At 66.6% G+C, this 17376-nt stretch carries 11 protein-coding genes and 3 pseudogenes; 5 read left to right on the top strand and 9 right to left on the bottom strand.

Annotated features, from left to right (window positions below):
- Positions 1 to 4: 4 nt before the first annotated feature.
- The 4 genes and pseudogenes from PH203_RS41445 to PH203_RS49810 all read right to left on the bottom strand — a co-directional run bounded on the left by PH203_RS41445 (position 5) and on the right by PH203_RS49810 (position 2619).
- Complete coding sequence (locus PH203_RS41445) at positions 5 to 559, bottom strand: hypothetical protein (RefSeq protein WP_289927241.1); 555 nt, start codon at positions 557 to 559, stop codon at positions 5 to 7.
- A gap of 282 nt (positions 560 to 841) precedes the next feature.
- Positions 842 to 1695: pseudogene (locus PH203_RS41440) on the bottom strand (IS5 family transposase).
- 13 nt (positions 1696 to 1708) lie between these two features.
- Positions 1709 to 2119 (bottom strand): RacP protein, encoded by a 411-nt coding sequence (locus PH203_RS41435; RefSeq protein WP_289927240.1) that lies wholly within the window; start codon positions 2117 to 2119, stop codon positions 1709 to 1711.
- Positions 2053 to 2619 (bottom strand): DUF6192 family protein, encoded by a 567-nt coding sequence (locus PH203_RS49810; RefSeq protein WP_354671306.1) that lies wholly within the window; start codon positions 2617 to 2619, stop codon positions 2053 to 2055. The genes PH203_RS41435 and PH203_RS49810 overlap by 67 nt, the downstream gene beginning before the upstream one ends.
- Positions 2620 to 3183: 564 nt before the next feature.
- Between PH203_RS49810 and PH203_RS41425 the strand changes: the two are divergent.
- Positions 3184 to 3707, top strand: a pseudogene (locus PH203_RS41425) (pyruvate formate-lyase 1-activating enzyme); the annotation flags it as partial.
- Between the two features lie 51 nt (positions 3708 to 3758).
- On the opposite strand, the gene PH203_RS41420 reads toward PH203_RS41425, so the two are convergent.
- The 3 genes from PH203_RS41420 to PH203_RS41410 all read right to left on the bottom strand — a co-directional run bounded on the left by PH203_RS41420 (position 3759) and on the right by PH203_RS41410 (position 10476).
- The gene (locus PH203_RS41420) at positions 3759 to 4505 is read right to left on the bottom strand and encodes a hypothetical protein (RefSeq protein ID WP_289927366.1); all 747 of its coding nucleotides are present in this window, start codon (positions 4503 to 4505) and stop codon (positions 3759 to 3761) included.
- Positions 4502 to 7843: a CHAT domain-containing protein gene (locus tag PH203_RS41415; protein WP_289927239.1), complete on the bottom strand. Its 3342-nt coding sequence runs from the start codon at positions 7841 to 7843 to the stop codon at positions 4502 to 4504. The genes PH203_RS41420 and PH203_RS41415 overlap by 4 nt, the downstream gene beginning before the upstream one ends.
- A 74-nt stretch (positions 7844 to 7917) precedes the next feature.
- Positions 7918 to 10476, bottom strand: a complete 2559-nt coding sequence (locus PH203_RS41410) for a hypothetical protein (protein WP_289927238.1) — start codon at positions 10474 to 10476, stop codon at positions 7918 to 7920.
- 776 nt (positions 10477 to 11252) lie between these two features.
- On the opposite strand from PH203_RS41410, the gene PH203_RS41405 reads away from it, so the two are divergent.
- Positions 11253 to 11573 carry a transposase gene (locus PH203_RS41405; RefSeq protein ID WP_289927237.1) on the top strand — a complete coding sequence of 107 codons (321 nt, stop codon included), beginning with the start codon at positions 11253 to 11255 and terminating at the stop codon, positions 11571 to 11573.
- A gap of 72 nt (positions 11574 to 11645) precedes the next feature.
- Positions 11646 to 12086 (top strand): annotated as a pseudogene (locus PH203_RS41400) (transposase); the annotation flags it as partial.
- On the opposite strand, the gene ltrA reads toward PH203_RS41400, so the two are convergent.
- The gene (gene ltrA, locus PH203_RS41395; RefSeq protein WP_289927236.1) at positions 12076 to 13506 is read right to left on the bottom strand and encodes a group II intron reverse transcriptase/maturase; all 1431 of its coding nucleotides are present in this window, start codon (positions 13504 to 13506) and stop codon (positions 12076 to 12078) included. The pseudogene PH203_RS41400 and the gene ltrA overlap by 11 nt on opposite strands.
- A 1044-nt stretch (positions 13507 to 14550) precedes the next feature.
- Between ltrA and PH203_RS41390 the strand changes: the two genes are divergently transcribed.
- Positions 14551 to 15315: an IS5 family transposase gene (locus PH203_RS41390; RefSeq protein ID WP_289927235.1), complete on the top strand. Its 765-nt coding sequence runs from the start codon at positions 14551 to 14553 to the stop codon at positions 15313 to 15315.
- A 199-nt stretch (positions 15316 to 15514) separates the two neighbouring features.
- Here PH203_RS41390 and PH203_RS41385 read toward each other — a convergent pair whose 3' ends face one another.
- Positions 15515 to 16477, bottom strand: coding sequence for a zinc-binding dehydrogenase (locus PH203_RS41385; RefSeq protein ID WP_289927233.1), 963 nt, complete (start codon positions 16475 to 16477; stop codon positions 15515 to 15517).
- A gap of 166 nt (positions 16478 to 16643) precedes the next feature.
- Between PH203_RS41385 and PH203_RS41380 the strand changes: the two genes are divergently transcribed.
- Positions 16644 to 17288: a helix-turn-helix domain-containing protein gene (locus PH203_RS41380; protein WP_289927232.1), complete on the top strand. Its 645-nt coding sequence runs from the start codon at positions 16644 to 16646 to the stop codon at positions 17286 to 17288.
- The last annotated feature ends 88 nt before the right edge of the window (positions 17289 to 17376 follow it).

Below are 17376 nucleotides of genomic sequence, written 5' to 3'. Positions count from 1 at the left end.
AGAACTACTGGCCGTCAGGGCGCGATCCTATTGTTGCCGTCGAGTAGACGCCCTTGGCGTTAGGCCCGTCTTCCTGGAGCATCGCGCGGATGCACTCATTCAGCGGTTCGCACATCGCGGCAGGGTTGCCGCCTGTGACCACAGCTACCCACTGGCCGGACAGTGGGCGCTGGTGCACCGTCCAGGTGACCTTCCATCGGTTGTCTTGAAGAACTTCGGCCGGTGGCGAGACGAGCCACTGTTCCCCTGCTGCTCCAGCGCTGGTCGAAGTTGCTGAGGTCGGCGACTTGATAACGACGTGGATCTCAGCAATATCGGGCAGGTTGGTCACGGTGCCGGTGAAGACGTATGTCGTGGCTGAGCGCGCCGACGACGTCTCTGTCCAGGAAGCGATGCTGATCTTTGGATCTGCCGGGGTGTGCGTGGCGGTTTCCGGAAAGGTTCCCGGAGAGGATGCGCCGGCGTCTGGGGTGATCAGGGCGGGGATGACGGAAGCTACCAGCGCCACCAGGGCCGCGAGGAGGGTCTGCCAGTTCACTAACGCCTTGAGGCGCCTCATGGCCCTGGATTGGGACTGGGGCTCCGGCGGTGACGGTTCGGCATCCGGTGCCGGGTCTGCCACAGTCAGCCTCCCTCCTGATCTTTCTCTGCCTGCGGTGCGCTCATCATGGCGGAACCCGCGTGCCCGGGGTGAGGCGATCTCGTAGAAAGGGGCGGCCACACCCGGGAAGCAACGAGGTCCTGGACAAGAATCAGGGGCCGCTGACCGTGCTGTTGCCCCGGCTGAAGTGAACGATCCGCAGGGTGATGACGCCTGGGATGACGAGTAGGAGCGGGCCGTTCAAGCTGCTTTCTGGGCGCTGCCCGGGCGTGGACGGGCGGCGGCAGGGTAGATGGTCTGGCGGGTGAGGCGGCGGGTCATCAGCCGGATCGCCGCGAGGTTGATCATTGCTTCGGAGCTTTCGGGCAGCCGTTCGTGGTCGCGGACCGGGCGCCGGGCGTGCATCACCCACGCCCAAGATCGTTCCACCACCCAGCGACGAGGCAGAACAACGAAGCCGCTGGCGTCTTGGGCCTGTTCACGGTTTTGATCGTGAGTTTCAGCTCGGACTTGGCCCACTCTGCGAACGGGCCGCGGTAGGCGGAGTCGGCCCAGACGATGGCGAGTTCGGGATGCCGGCGGCGGGCGCGGATGAGCAGGTCCTTGGCCGGCTTGCTGTCGTGCAGACCGGCCGAGGTCACCATGACGTCCAGCGGGAGGCCGTGCGTCTCTGTCAGGAGGTGTCTTTTCCTTCCATTTACGAGTTTTCCGCCGTCCCACCCGCGACTGTCCTTGCCGACCGTCTCGGACGCCTTGACCGACTGAGCGTCGAGCACGGTGGCCACCGCGTGCGGGGAGATGCCCATCTTGCAGCGGACTTCGCGCCGGAGACGGTCACGGACCGTGCTCCAGACCCCGGACCTGGTCCAGCGGCGGAAGAAACCGTAGACCGTCTGGTGCGGAGGGAAATCCGCGGGCAGAGCACGCCAGCGGCAGCCCTCGGAGCAGACATACCGAATGCCGTCCACGATCTCCCGGCGCGGGTGCTTCTCGGGTCGGCCGCCGCGCCGCGTCGTCCATGCGGGCGGCAGCAGAGGCTCGAGCACCGCCCATTCGGCGTCGGTGATATCCGAAGGGTAACGTCGCTGCCGCATCGCTACCGCCTCCTCACGCGATCAGGTCGAGCGTCGACTCGTCCGAGTTCAGCTGGGTGATCATGTGCCGGACCCGCTTGTCGTCCGGGGCCAGCCGGGCGTGCGGGCCGACCGTCGCGATGATCAGCCGCCGCACCTCGGTCAGCTTCTCGTGGATCTTCGCGACCTCGTACTGCTCCAGCTCATCGGGGTCGGCGGTGAACATGTAGCCGTCCGCCCGACTGTGCACCAAGGGCGGCCAGCCCATCTCGTCGATGATGTCCCGCAGCAACGCCAGCCCGGAACGGGTCTGGGCAGGGGTGAGTTCACACGCGATCCGCAGCTGCGGGAAGTGCAGCCCGGCAGGGCGGGCCTCCATCAGAATGCGGCAGATGCACCGGGTGTGCTCCCGGGCCGCATCGCCCTTGCGGTGTGAGCGGGGCACCGCCACTCGCCCCGCAGCAGCTTCGCCAGCTCCTCGTCCATGTCGGTCTCACCCGTCGACACCGCGTGTTCCACCCAGTCACACGCGGCACGCACCCGGGCGAGGTTCTGCCCGATGATCTCCTGGGCGTCCGAGGCCAGCGTCCGGTCCCGCATCAGCGGCACCAGCCGGTTGGTGGAGGCCACGAACTTGTGGCAGGCACCCACCAGGTCCAAGAACTCCAGCGTCCGGTCGATCGCCCTGATCGCCGGGGCCACCGGGCTCTCCTCCTGCGGGGCGAGCGGTTCCGCGGCGGCCTCCTCGGCCTGCCGCCACCGGTCGGACTGCGCCTTGTTGAACAGGTGCCGGGCCGTCCTGTCGCCGGCCGCGCGGAAGGCGACCCCGGGACGGCGCAGGAAGTCGGTCGCCACCCGCGCGGCCACCTGCTCGTCCGCCGCCAGGTCGTGGATCGCCTCCACCTTCTCCTGCACCGACACCGGCGTGTCCACCTGACAGCCCACCTGCCGCTTCGCGGCATCCCCCGTCCACTGGAGCCTCCCATTGCGGGGTGCTTCGGCGGGCTGGCGATCCGCTCGAAGCGTTCCTCCAGCTTCTCCAGGATGCGATGGATCTCGAACGGGACGCCCTCCGCCCGGTGTTCACGCGGCCACCGGCCAGCCGTGTACCGGTAGGTCCGCACCTGGTTGTAAGAGACGCCGATGTCGTCAGCGAACATCTCCAGCGTCTCCCGCACCCCGAACAGGTCCTCGTTCGCCGCGGGCTGCGAACCGCCCCAGTCGCGTAACGGGCAGATCTGCAAGGCGTCGTCCCCGATTTTGAACTGGATCTTCGACTCGTCCAGTACGAGCTGCCGGTCCTCACTCACGAGCTCGTCGTACCTCGCGCGAGAGACACTCCCGACCTTCGCACTCACGGGCATCAGACTCACCCCCTGTGGCCCGGGACGTCGGCTCTCCCCATCGCCGGCGACATGTCCCGGCCCCACTCCACGAGCGTCAACCCGCAGCCAGATCCATAGCAACCACTGGCCAGGGCTTACGTGCAGAGGCCTTCCAAATCAGGTTCTCACCACGGTCGGGGGAGGGGTCACCATCACCCGGCGGCGAGGCGCTGCTCCAGCCCGCCTTCACAGCCGCCGTACTGCGCCGCTACAAGGAGGTCGGTCTGCACACCGCTCTGGACACCTCCGGCTCCCTGGGCGCTCACGCCACCGACGAACCCCCTCGCCGACACCGACCTGGTACGGCTGGATATCAAGTCCTTCGACGTCCGCACATATCGGGAGCTGACCGGCGGCGAACATGCTCCCACTCGCAACTTCGCCATCCGCCTGCACCGGCTCAGCAACCGGATGTGGATCCGGTACATAGTGGTGCCCGGCTGGACCGACTCGCCGGACGCCGTATACGGACTCGCCGGCTTCCTCTCCGGCTTCGCCAACGTCGACCGCGTCGACATCCTGCCCTTCCACAAACTCGGCGCCGCGAAGTACGACGCCTTCGGGCTGCCCTTCCGCCTGAGAAACACACCTACCCCGGAGCCAGACCTGGTGGAGCGGGTCCGGGAACAATTCCGCGAGCTGGGCCTGAACACGTTCTCAATGGGAGGCACGGCGTCCTCCCCCTGGCTGTGGCCAGTCTCATTGCCGGGCGGGAGTGAAACTTCCGGCGGCAGGCCGGAAAAGGAACGGCTCGGTGCTGCCGCTCGCCGCGACGGGTTCGAAGACGCCCAGTACCCGGCGCGAGACTTCCACCTCGGAGGCGAACGTGGTGCGGAACTCACCCACATCCTTGGGGAGTTGTACCACGGCAAAGGTGGCACGGGCGCAGGCGACGAGTTCGGCGTTCTGCTGGGCTGCAAAGGTCCAGGAGAATGCGCGCTTGCCGCCGCCGAAGGAGGTGATGACCGGATGCAGTTGAGTGAAACGGAAACGTCGCCCGAAAGACGCCTCGCCCAGAGAGAGCTCGCCCAGTCCCGCGAAGGCGAGGGTAGGGCCGAGGGTGAACGTCCGTGATCTCTCCACGTCGACGGCCGTGGTGATCAGCTCCGGATAGAGAGCGAGAGCGACGCTCTGGGGGTGATCGAAGGCGACTTTGAACTGGGCGCTGACGTAACGCCGACCCCGGGGCAGCGCCTCGAGGTCGAATCTGAAGTGCACCAGTACGTAGTTCCATTGGTCCACGTCGGGTCGGCGCTCCATGCCGGGGAAGTCCTGAGGCCGGATGGTGTAGACAGTGGGCACGCCGAACGTCACTCCGCCTTCCCGCACACCGTGGCCACCTGTGCCTGGCGACAGTGCCTGATCGCTGCTGAACAGGTCTATTCCGGCGAGGACTTGGTCAGGAGCGAGAGGACAGTCGTCCACCGCGATCACATCGTCCTTCATCCGAGACCCTCCGTTGGTATGTCAAGGCCGAACAGAACGAATGGCGCCCACAGATGGGGTTGGTCGGGGAAAGTCTCCAGGAGCTCCAGCTGAGCGTGTCTGAGGGCAGCGGCGGCGCCCAGTCCAACCCCTCTCCAATGGTGGTGAAAGCGGTGGACGAGGTCCAACGCGAGCTGTTCCCTCACCTCATAGAGCGTCATCAGCAGTGTGGTCGGCCCACGGGCGAGGAACGCCCTGCTCAGACCGATGACACCATCACCGGTCACCAACCCGGCGCCGGTCTCACAGGCGCTGAGGATCACGAAGTCGGCGCCGATGTCCAGGTCGAACACCTCACGAGCACGGAGCATGCCGTCGTGGCCAGGTGACGGCGCGAGGGCGATGTACGAATCCATCGGGTTCGTGCCAGGTGTGTCCAGGGCCTTCGCGTGAGTGGCCAGGATGAGTACGTCCGCCTCTGGCGCGTGGGCTCGCAGTGCCGCGAGAGAGGCGCCGCGACCGACGCATACGACACGGTCGGCGCCCTTGTAGAACGTGGTGACCGCGCCGAATCGCAGCTGGGTCCACTCCAAGGCCGGCAGGGATGCCAGAGGCATCGGGGAAGGATTGACCAGAGCCAGGAGTCGGCCATCGGCAACGGTCCGGGCGCGGGCGGCGCGGCGACGAGCAAGCTGGGGAATCATCGCGATGGCAGGGGAAAGCACGAGAGAGTGACGCTCGGCAAGATGGCGGCGGCTCCGGTCCCTCAACGCCGCGAAAGGTACCCTGAACAGGGGACCGTGCGGGATCACGACGACTGGTTCGTCAGGGTCCGGGGGCAAGGCCTCATCCGGGAGGCAGTTCCACAAAATTTCGCCGAGCCAGGCGAGGACGTCCGCCATTCTGCTTCTTTCGGATCGGCCGGGACGTCCGAGGGCGGCGAGCGTGTGGAATTCGGACACGGCCTCGGCGATCTTCTCGCGCCGGACGCCGACTTCAAGGGCCGTCACCTGACCAGTCGGTGGGATGACCCAGGCGACCACTCCTTCTCCGTGGACGAAGTATTCGACGACGGTACGCCTCGTCGCGGTGCAGGCTGCGATCAGCTCGTCAGTGGTCAGGCCAGATTGTGCGGCAGAACGTTCAGCAGAAGCCGACTGGTCGTTGAGCAGGTCAGCGAAAGCGCGGGCGCGGGCGAGTTCGGACCCTTGGAGCGCGTCAGCCGGCGCGTCCACGTCCAGCATCAGCCGCACCAAGTCCTCATAGAAGGGCTGCGCCCGCTCCACCGACTGGATGCGATCCCCGTCCTCCCGTAGCAGACTGCGCCAGTTCTCGATGTAACCGCTGAGTTGTGCGGCACCTTCACGGCTGGAGGAGGTGCGCATCTCGACAGCTTCGGAAAGGCGTCGTCGCTCTACGGTGTCAGCGATCGTCTCGAGCGACAGAGCAGTGGACCGCAGCGTGCAGGAGGCGATGTAGCACTCATAGGCGGCCAACCGGCGTTCCTGGCTGAGTCCCGCGCGCTGTCGCAGGGCGGAGACGAAATCCGCCTCCTGCTTCTCCAGCGCGGTCAGAAGGTGGGCGTTCTCGGGGCCGTAGAGCCTCACTCGGTGAACCAGCGCCGCGCGCTGCTCGGCGAGGTCTGGGGGTAGCCCAATGTCGGCGGTGAGCTCCTGCTCGCTCAGCCGGTGCCCGGCGTCGGCTGCCGCCCTGAGTGCCAGCGTCAGAGCGGAGTCGAGTTCTGCCGTATGCGCAGGCTCGGTGGGCTCGATGAGCTTGGGGACCAGAGTCTGCGCCACATCGTCCAGATGCTGCAGCATGGTGCGGATACGCAGGGACTCCGCCGCCATCAGCTCCAGCATGGACCGCATCCGGGCCACGTCGGGGCCAAGCAGGTGCACCATGGTTCCCCACGGTGTGTCCTCCCGCAGCAACCGCTGTCTGAGCCGGACCGCGGAGCGTAGGTGGCGCAGCATTCCGTCGTAGTCGCGCAGTTCGAATGCCGCCCTCAACTGGTAGTTCAGCAGCAGCACCTGTGACATCCGCGTCTGCTCGGTGTCCTCACCGAGCAGGTCGGAGGCGTGGTCCAGCAGCGGCCGAGCGGTCGCGGTAAGACCGTCGGCAAGGGCCTCCTGTGCCAGATGGCGGAGGGCTTCCGCGTCGGCGACTCCGAGTTCGGACAGATCGACTGGTACGTCTTCCCGGGCAAGAACGACGAGTTCCATGTCGCCCGGAACTCCTGCGAGGCCCACGGCTGTGTCCTCCGCTCTGGAATGTCGTAGGAAGCCGTACGGCTCCTGGTCGTCGGCGAGAACCAGCTCGCCGTCTTCGCGGACGAGGAGTTCGGTGCTTCCGGAGGTGTAGGCGGGGCCCGGAACCGTGGCTGCGGTCACCGGCCCGAGGGCACCTCGCCAGGAGCCGGACAACCCCAGGCGGCCCAGCGGGGCACGCAGTGACTCCACACCGGGGTTCTGCAGCCCTCCGGCCACCTCGGCCACGCGCAGCGCTCCGTCGCGTCCTGTCGCGGTGACAGTGCCGTGCAGCGTGAAGTCTTCGGCCCGATAGCGAAGATCTGCTTCCACGTCCCGTAGGGCCAAAGGGATGGGTGTGTCGTCCTGCGCGTACCAGTGCGGCAAGGCGGACACGGAGCGCACCAGGATGCGGCCCGACTGCTCGCAACGTGCCCGCTCCAGCCCGGTGACGCACCAGTGGATGTACCCCGCGCCGATGGGCCCGGTGCAGGCCAGGGTCAGATCGAAAGTCCGCCCTTCCGTGGACTTGGCGAACAGGATCGTTCCCGCACGGGGTGCGACCTCCGTGAATCCGGAAGTGGGCGTGATCCAGACGTCCAGCACCGGCCAGACGGTGTCGATCGGCGACACGGCTCGGACCAGAGCCGACGGTTGCTCGGCCGGGACATCGGTACCGTCGCCGACCGGCCGCGGAATCGGGCCGGAGGCTGCGAGGGACTGGCGGATTCTGCCGCAGACCCGCGTGAAACCGCCCCCACCCGACAGAATTGCGTCGACGTTCCATATGTCGTCGGCGCTCTCCGCGCGATCGAGGAGTCCGTCCAGCGTGATGTCGTATCCACCAGGCGTACGACGCTGGAGCGCCGTGAGGCGCACCCTGTTGCCATGACGTGTCCAAACGCCGTCGAGCCCCACGCTGCCGACGGGATCAGTTCGGCAGCCCCAGCGGAACGAACCGTCCGGACGCAAGCTCAGCTGCGCACCTCTAAAAGCGTCGGCCACCCACGCGTTAGCGCCGCGAGGCTGAAGAAGCTGGTAGGTGTGGCCCCCGTGCGGCAGCGCCAGCGGCTCGATGAGGTCGATTCTCGCGGCGGGACCCGACAGCACACATACCTGCTTGCCTTGAGATCTCACTACGTTGCCCCCGTGGTGAGTGCTTTGCCGGAATTTCTCACGGACTGTCAGACGGCCCCATTGTCCATGCCACGCAAAGAAAGCAGGACGGGGAGCATGAAGGCGTATTGCGACAACTTTGCGTTCGGGGGATACCCAAGGCCACGCTGTTGGGACCGTGCCTCTTGTGAGCGTCCCTCCAGAGGGGCTTCGTCGCTACTTGGGATGACGTCCGGGACATCGGACCCTTGCGCGGAAATCGGCAGGAAGTAGACGTCTTCCGAGCGGAAGACCGACTGGAGCCGCTCGATGAGACGTGCCCGCACCAGGTCCGAAAGCGAGCGCACATCGGCTTCGGACGCGCCGTCTCCGCGGGCTTCGCCCTCGGCTTCGGACGCGGCGGGTCCGAGGGCTTCGCCGATGGTTTCCAGGGCCTCCCGCGCTTGGTCGGACACATTGCGGACCAGCTCGAGCTGCCGATGGATCGTTTGCCTGGCCATGGGGCCGCCCACCTCGCCCTGGCCGCTGCTGCCGAGCCACCCGTAGACGGCGGCCGACCGATACCACTCGATGGCCCCGCTCGGCGATCGGGAGCTCTCGAGATCGGGTCCGTTCGCGGTAGGCGACAGGATCCGCTGGTCGATCAACCAGTCGTAGAACTTGGTGAGGAACTTGATGCGGCTCTCGCGCGGATCCCTGTCGTCAGCGACCGAAGCGACGTAGAGGTCGGTCTTGGGAACGATGCAGATGAAGTTCGGGCCTCCGGTGCGCAGATCGTGGCCGCGAATCTCGCGCAGATCGGAGATCATGCGTTCCAGGAGGTCCAGCTGGCTGACACGTGCGCGACTGCGCAGGGCGGCGCTCGGTGCCGTGTCGCTCCGGCCGGGGGCGGCACCACTGTCCTGGCTCGGCAGCCGCTCCTTCATGACCTTGTCCGCGTTGCGCTGGAGCGCCGCCCAGCTCTCCTGGGCGGGGGAGTTCGCGAGCTGACGTTGCACGGCCTGCTCGATGGACAGATCGAAGAGGAACACCACGGTCTCGGCGTGTTTGAGGACACCCAGAACGATAGGATCCGCTCCCTCACCCCTGACGCTCCGCGAAGTCACCTCTCCAGGTACGTCGGTGAAGACGAAGTTCGCACCTCGCGTGGGGTCAGTGGTTGATTCCACCCGCAGTTGAATGCTGTTGCGTGAACCCGCGGGGGTGGGATCGGGCAGCGCACCCTCCCAGTAGCGGTCGACGTAGTTGTCGTACTCACGCAAGTCCTTGTCCGACTGGAAACCGACAGTGGCTCCCAAGGCCTGGGCGTTGTTGTAGAACTGCAGGAGCCCGGTCAGCATGAGCGTGGACTTGCTCGTTCCGGGGCTGCCGATGAACACGACCGGGTGTGTCTCGTCGGGCTTGGGATACCAGCCGCAGTAGTCCGGCTCATCGGGAGCATAGCTGCGTGGCGGTGCCGCAAAGGCCTGCTCGCGTGCCCGTTCCGCCGACCTTCCGGAAGGGCCCCGGCAAACAAACGTGAACACCTTATGGGTGTCGTCTCCTAGCTGGACCACGAATTCTGCGATGAGACGGGCTTTCTGGTCCTGGGTCAGTGGGGCGGGGTCGGCACTCAGCCCATCGCCCAGCAGGAGGCTCACGTACTCGTCGGAGAGCCGGAGTCCGGAGAGATCGGTGATTGCCGCGGACTCAAGGAGATCGGCCAGCAGCTTCGGCGCCACCACGACCCGCCGGGGCAGAGTGAAAGGCACGTACTGCTCGACGAGACCCGGGAACTCTTTGGGGACCAGATCCGACGCATGGCCGAGAAGCAGCACCAGAACCAGTCGGGCCCGTCGGATCCGGTCGAGGAGCTTGCGACGCCGATCGACGTACTGAGGCCCCAATAGGACAGTGAGAAGGCTCGTGTCTTCCACAACCTCTTCCAGCAGACCGAGGTAACCGGCGAGCGTGGGCGCCACCTCCGGCTGTGCGCTCAGAGACGCAAGCGTGGCTGAGCCACCGGCCTCCCGCCGTGTCGGGCCGAATGCCGATCCGAGGTCGGCGGTGTCGCTGAGCCAACGCCGGACGTGTGGCTGGTCGAAGACCAGCGACATGATGTGGCCTGGCATCCGCAGCGGCTCGAAGCCGCCGAGCACAACACGTGCGGCAGCCTCGAAGGGCTTCTCCGCCGCAGTGTTCTGGGGTGCGGCCGTCGTCCTCGTCCGCTCCCCGGGAACCGCCCGAGAACCCGTCTGCCGGGCGGATGTTGCATCGGCCTGCGCCGATTCTTCCGATGCGCGGGCCTCGGCAAGAACCGCTTCCAGGTCCGCAAGAGGCAGGAGGTCTTCGTGGACCAGACGGTAGAACTCGTAGTGGTCGAAGCGGTTCCACCAGTGTTCACGGACCTCGTCAGCACCCTTGGTGCTGTAGAGACCTCGTGTGAACTGAGACGGATCAAGGCCATCGCGCTCGGTATGTGCGTAGGTAACCGCATCGTTCCTGGTCGAGCTGGAGATGTTCCGTGCCGCGGCTTCGGTTTCGAAGTAGGAGAGGAAAGCACCGTAGTGCCGGATGGTCTCATTGAACTCCTTGCGAGCGTTGACCGTCAGGTTGAGCTCGAAGGATCCGGGATTCCGCAGACTCATCGGCACTCCGCATGCCGGGCAGACGAACTCCCGTGCGTCTCCAGGCACAATGGTGCGCAGAAAATCAGCTGTGGTATTTTTCGGCACGCTTATACCCCCAATGGCAGCCTGTAGCACCGCATGTGAAACAGAGCGCCTTGATGCGGCTTTTCATCGATGCCGAGTATGGCAGTCATGGAATGAGCGCTGACCGTGTGTGCCTCTGTTCGGGGCGCATCGATCCCTGCCGCTCATGCGTGTGTCGTAGGGGTTCCACGCATCGAGACGATCAGCCGGGTGTCACCGTTTGAGCTCACTGCCGGAAGCTATCGACCCCGATATACCCATGAATTGGGAGGAGACAGTTCCGAATTGCCGACGGCTCAGAACCCAATTCCTTGTTAGCGGATCCAGCACCACCGAGTGATCTGCTGGTTCGTCCGAGTACCGGATCATGATGCCTGCTGCCACTCGGGCTCAGCGAAGCCTCCGGATAGACGGGTAGATGGTGCCGGTACTCGCCGTGAGCAGCACCGGCACCCGACGGACATCTATTCAGAACCTGGCGTTCGACGTCTCTAAGATGGACCGGTGACGTTCGGTGTCGGTGCAGGCCACGGGTGGTTGGAAGCCTGTCTGCTTCGCTAGGGTCTGTTGCGAGAGTGGATCTTGTTCGTTGATGATCATGTCCTGTGGGACGTGGGGATCTGACGAACGGCCAGTGGGCCCGGCTGGAGCCGTTGTTGCCGCGGGGCATCAAGCCGGGCCGGCCGCAGGTGTGAACGCGGCGGCAGCTGGTGGACGGTATACGGTGGCGGACCCGGACCGGTGCTCCGTGGCGGGACGTGCCCGAACGGTACGGGCCGTGGGAGCGGGTCGATGACCTGTTCCGGCGCCGGCAGCGGGACGGCACCTGGGCAAGGATCCTCACCCGGCTCCAGGCCGAGGCGGACGCGAAGGGCCTGATCACCTGGGACGTCAACGTCGACTCCACCGTCTGCCGGGCCCACCAGCACGCCGCCGGGACAGCGAAAAAGGGGACCTCCAAAAAGTACCGCCCGGCGGGATCTTCGTCGAGCCGGCCGACCACGGCCTTGGACGTTCCCGTGGCGGACTGACCAGCAAAATCCACCTCGCGGTCGAGCAAGGGCAAAAGCCCTTGTCGGTCCTGATCACGGCCGGGCAGCGGGGCGAACTCCCCGCAGTTCGAGCCGGTCTTGGAGGCCATCCGGGTTCCGCGGCTGGGCCGCGGCAGGCCGCGCAAGCGCCCCGACCGGGTGCGGGCCGACAAGGCCTACGACTCCCGCGGCAACCGCTCCTGCCTGCGCAGACGCGGGATCAAGGCCACCATCCCGGTTCCCGCGGACCGGGTCCGCAACCGCCTGGGGCGCGGATCGCATGGCGGGCGGCCACCGAAGTTCGACGACGACTACAGGCAGCGGCACGCGGTCGAGTGCGGGATCAACCAGCTCAAGCGCCACCGGGCCGTCGGTGAGGTCGACTCGGGGCGCCCTGCCGATGTCTCCATCGGTGGGTTTCCCCGAGCCGCCTCCCGAACCCGGCGTGCCCGTCTCCGGGCACCGGGCTCTCCACAAATCCCGTTATGGACCCTTCAGTTCCTCATCCCGTAATGGGCCACGGGCTCGGGATAACGGTTCCCCGGTATCGGTATCTCGTCGTGCTTACCTTGGCCGGGTTGAACAGCTCCACTTCCTCCGTGACAGGCCACCAGCCACCGCCGTAATAGCGTCGACGGAGCTGCTTCCACGTGATCCCGGGATGTTTGCGTCGGATCCACCGAGTCACCCTCATCCACGCGAAGTGGCTGAGATAGCAGAAAGCGACGTTCGACACTCCGGGGCGGAAGTACGCGCACCACCCCCGCAGCAGTGAGTTCAACCGGTGCAGCAGGGAAGTGAGCGGCAGGCCAACATTCTGTTGCCGGGTCAGTTCCTTCACCTTGGCCGTTGCGGAACGTACTGACTTCCGTGCCGGATAGGTGTAGATGTACTGCCGGTCAGCGCCCCGCTTCTGGTGTCGCTGGATGCGCCACCCAAGGAAGTCGAGGCCCTCGTCAATGTGAGTGATCCTTGTTTTCTCCACCGCCAGGCGCAGGCCCATCGGTTTCAGTGCCCCAGCGACATCGTCTCGCAGTTCTTCGGCATCCTCACGGCTGCCGGAGACGAGCACGAGGAAGTCATCCGCATACCGGACCAGCCGGTAGTTGGGTAACCCTCGACGTCGCCGGTTGCGCCGCTCGTTGGAGGTACTGCTTGGTCCCCCAAGCGCCGGGGCGATGTGCTCGTCCAGGACCGAGAGCGCGATGTTGGCCAGCAGAGGCGAAAGAATCCCACCCTGCGGGGTTCCAGTGTGAGTGTCGGTGAAGATCCCGTCCCGGGACAGAATCCCGGACTTGAGGAACGCCTTCACCAAAGACAGCACCCGCCTGTCCCCGATCCGACCCCGCACCCGGTCCATGAGGGCCGCATGCGAGATCTCGTCGAAGCACGCCGTGATATCGCCTTCCACCACCCACTCATACGCATGGCTGGCCAGATAGCGTGTCTCGGCGATCGCGTCATGTGCCCGGCGATTCGGGCGGAATCCATACGAACACGGAAGGAAATCCGCTTCGAACACCGGCTCCAACACCAGCTTCAAGGATGCCTGGACCACCCGGTCCGCCACGGTCGGGATCCCCAGACGACGGAGCTTGCCGTTCGCCTTGGGAATCATCCGCTCGCGCACCGGAACCGGCCGGAAACTACGGTCTTTCAGCTGAGTCCGCAGCCTGCCGAGGAATACCTCGACTCCTTGCCCGGCCTCGATGGAACGAGCGGTCTTGCCGTCCACCCCGCCCGTGCGGGCACCCTTGTTTCCCCGGACTCGATCCCACGCCACCAACAGAAAAGCGGGATCGGCCACGAGGTTGAACAGATCGTCGAACCTGCGATGAGGATCATCGTTTGCCCAACGGTGCAGCTTGGTCTGAATCCCCAGTACCCGGCGCTCGGCCTTCATCAAGGCCCACTCCAGCTCGTCGGTATTCACCGGCGACAGCCTCCTGGCATTCCAGCCTCCATACTGCCGATTTGCTGGCCCCCTTCCCCGTGTGGCCGGCTCTCCCGGCCTCTGAGTACTACGGAGCCTCCGCCCTGCCCCACGGCCATCAGCCGGCGATGGGCCTGCCCCCGCCGGACTGGAGGCCCGGTCCAAGGGCGACCGCAGACAGTTCCCACGTTCACCACGGAATCGATCGACGGGTGAGGCGCCCAGCTCTACCCCGGCAGCATCGCCGCACCTACGCCGCAGATCTTCGGCGCGGCCTCCCCGCCGATAAGTGGAGTCGGCTTCGGAGTCGACCACCAAGGATCGGCGGTCGTGCACTGCGTCCGGCCCGTAGCCGCCAGGTTGGAGCCGGTGTCGTAATTACGGGGCGTCAGGCACTGGTTCCTCGCGTACACCTTCCCGTCTCGCTTGCCGGACCCGGACCGTCTGACAGTGCCAGCCCGTCCCGACGTTGTCGGGGCTGCTTACCGCCCGCCTCGGCATCCCCCGAAGCGAACTGCCCCCTGTTTCAACCGGATTGCTGCGACAACCCAGCGGTGAAGGTCTCTCACCTCACTCGACTCCATGGCGCCTCGTGGCGCACCCACTCGCTACGACAAGCTCGCCGTCCGCCACGAAGCGACAGTGCTGATCGCAGCCATCAACGAGCCTCAATGACGAAGTCAAGCCGCTTGCGTGACCACCGCTGCCCAGTGGTGGCCCTTGCCAGCGTCGATGCCAGCCCAGACCTGGGCCTGTCGCTTGTTCACTCGCCCCTCCTCGTTCCGCGCGACGTGCCGTCGGCCCGAGGAACACCCCGTCGTCAAATCCGTAAACAGCGACCGAAGCGCGCACCTCAATCAGCGACCAGGGCGCCCCGGAGAGCCGGGCGGCCGCTCGTTGAAAGCCACTGAAGACAAGTGACTGAGCCGTTTCCAACCTGGGTGATCGGCAGGCGACTTGGCGTGGGAACGGTGTTGGGGAAGAGATGAAGCTCTTGGTAGATGGGTTGTCGACTAAGATCAACCTGTTCGCCTGGAGCTTCACGTGCTTGTCTATCCATCGGGAATCGATCTGTCCAGCGCGACCCTGCGTTACCTGACCGGCCTACTCGCCGCTCGGCGTCGGGAGCGCGGGACACGGTGGCGCAGGCTGACCTGCGGCCGACAGGCCCTGCTTGTTCTGGCCCACCTGCGGTGCGGTCACACCTACACCCAGCTCGCGGCTGGGTTCGGCGTCGGCGTCGCCACCGTCTATCGGTACGTCGCAGAGGCGGTTGAGATCCTGACCGCCCACGCCTGCGACCTCGCAACTGCCGTCCGCTCTGCGATCCGCACGGCGTTCGTGATCCTGGACGGCACCCTGCTGCCGATCGATCGGATCGCTGCCGACCGCCCCTTCTACTCTGGCAAGCACAAGAAGCACAGTATGAATGTGCAGGTCATCGCCGATCCCCTCGGTCGGCTACTGTGGGCCTCGCCCGCGTTGCCCGGCGCAGTCCACGACGTCAAAGCCGCCCGCACGCACGGCATCGTCGACGCCCTGACCGACGCCGGTGTGCGCTGCTGGGCCGACAAGGGCTACCAGGGAGCCGGCGGTACCGTCTGCGTCCCCTACCACGGCCGCTGGGACAAGCTCTCCGCAGGCCAGCGGGCCGTGAACGCCTCCCACGCCAAGATCCGCGCCCTCGGCGAGCAGGCCATCGCAGCCCTGAAGACCTGGCGGCTGCTGCGCAAGCTCCGCTGCAGCACCACGCGCATCACCGACCTGGTCAAAGCGATCCTCGCCCTCCATCGGGTGACATCACGCTGAGTCGAAAAGTGGCCCACGGCCATCCAGGGCATCATCACCCGGCGCCCGCACGGCGGCGCACCCTGATGTCGAGACAGCGGTCGCAGGGCACCACGCACGTGCCCGGCGCGACGATCACCATCGTCGCCGCCGGGCGTCAGCCACGATCTGAGCGGGTCCCATTGCGTTGACTGGGCCGCGAACACCGTCCCGGCCCGGCTCAGGGCGCCAGCACAACCCTGCCGAACACCTTCCCCGCGTCCATCTCGCGGTGGGCCAGCACCGCCTGGTCCAGCGGCAACACTGCATGCACGACTGTGCGCAGGCCTCCGTGCGCAGCATCGGCGAAGTGGGACGACCGCACGGCCTGCCGGTCGGGGCCGGGCACGGTGTCAGAGCTGAAAGTGGCGAACGACAACGACCTGCGGAAGGCGTCCATCAGCCGCATGCCGAAGTCCGCCGGCGGCTGCCCGCCGACTACGCCGACAGCCACGTACCGCCCGTTGGAGTTCATTTTGTCCAGGAAAAGGGGAAGCTGGGGACCCCCCACGACATCGATCACCACGTCGAAGCCCGCCGGCGCGTCCGAGCCGCCCTCACCGGAGCGGTCAATGACATGAGTCGCGCCCAAGTCCCGCAGGCGGGCGCCACGCTCCACCGACGAGGTGGTGACCGCCACCGCGTTCGCACCGCCCCTGGCTGCGAGCTGGACCGCCGTAATCCCGATGCTGCCCGCAGCACCGCGCACGAGCACCGTCTCGCCGGACGTGAAACGGGCCCGGTCCAGGGCGAAGTGGGCGACCACGCCGGAGCCGCCGAGGGTCACCGCGTCAGCGCCGGTCAGGCCGTCGGGCAGCGGAAGGACGTCCTCGATCAAGGCGACGGCCTGCTCGGCGTACCCACCGGACAGGCCGGTGAACGCCCACACCCGCCGCCCGATCCACGAGGCGTCCACCCCATCTCCCACCGCGGTGACCTTTCCCGCGACCTCGCTGCCGAGGATATGGCCCTCCCGGAAGCCGTAGGCGGCAAGCGTTCCCCGGCGGATCACGGCGTCCACGCCGCCTACCCCGATCGCCTCCGTGGCGATCCGCACCTGCCCCGGGGCAGGAACGGGCACGGGCACATCGACGATCTCCAGGCCATCGGGGTCTCCGAACGTCCTGATCACGACGGCTTTCATCTCGGCTCCTCGGGTCGGTGGAAGGACGGATCGCAGCTGCTGCGGCCGCCGGCGTCGAGCCGGCCCCCACGGCCGGGGCACCACCGGCGAAGTGCCGGGACCGGGCGGCAGCACCGCCATCGGACCGTAACGGACGCCCCCGTCCGTTTGGCTAAAGTGAGAAACGATGACCAGTCGTTTGCCTCAGACCGTGCGCTCCGACGCCCGTGACAACCGGGCCCGCATCCTGGACGCCGCCCGCGCGGTGTTCGGCGAAGAGGGCCTGAGTGCGCCCATGCGCGAGGTCGCCCGGCACGCCGGCGTCGGCCCCGCCACGCTGTACCGGCACTTCCCGGCCAAACAGGCACTGATCGCGGAGACCTTCGCCGAGCAGCGGCGAGCCTGCCACGCCGCCGTCCGCGACGCCCTTTCGGACCCGGACCCGTGGCACGGATTCCGGAGCCTGATCGAGCGGATCTGCGAACTCCACGCGCACAGCCGGGGATTCGCCGACGCCTTCATGACGGCCTTCCCCGAGGCCACGGACTTCGCCGCCGACCAAGAGCAGACTCTGCGCGCGGTCGGAGAACTGGCCCGCCGCGCCCAGGAGACCGGCCAGCTGCGCCCCGGCTTCGTTGTCGACGACCTGATCCTCATGCTCATGGCCCACCGGGGCCTCCAAGGCACGCCGCGTGCCGCCCGGGCCACGGCCTCCCGCCGCTTCGCCGCCTACGTGATCGAGGCGTTCCGCGCCGCACCAGAGACGGGAGCGCCTACGCCGCTGCCGCCACCACCACGCCTGCAGCTCACAGACTCGCCCAGCACGCCTTGACGTGCTCCCTGGCCTAAAGTCCAGGGATTCCAGCCTGGGTCGTCTGACCCTTCCGGAGGCTTCCTGCTTCCACGCGCTGTGCGGGCAC

The sequence above is a fragment of the Streptomyces sp. S.PB5 genome (genome assembly GCF_030403745.1).
Classification (GTDB): Bacteria; Actinomycetota; Actinomycetes; order Streptomycetales; family Streptomycetaceae; genus Streptomyces.
The sequence above is the reverse complement of the archived record's forward strand: the minus strand, read 5'-3'. Positions and strand labels throughout refer to the sequence as shown.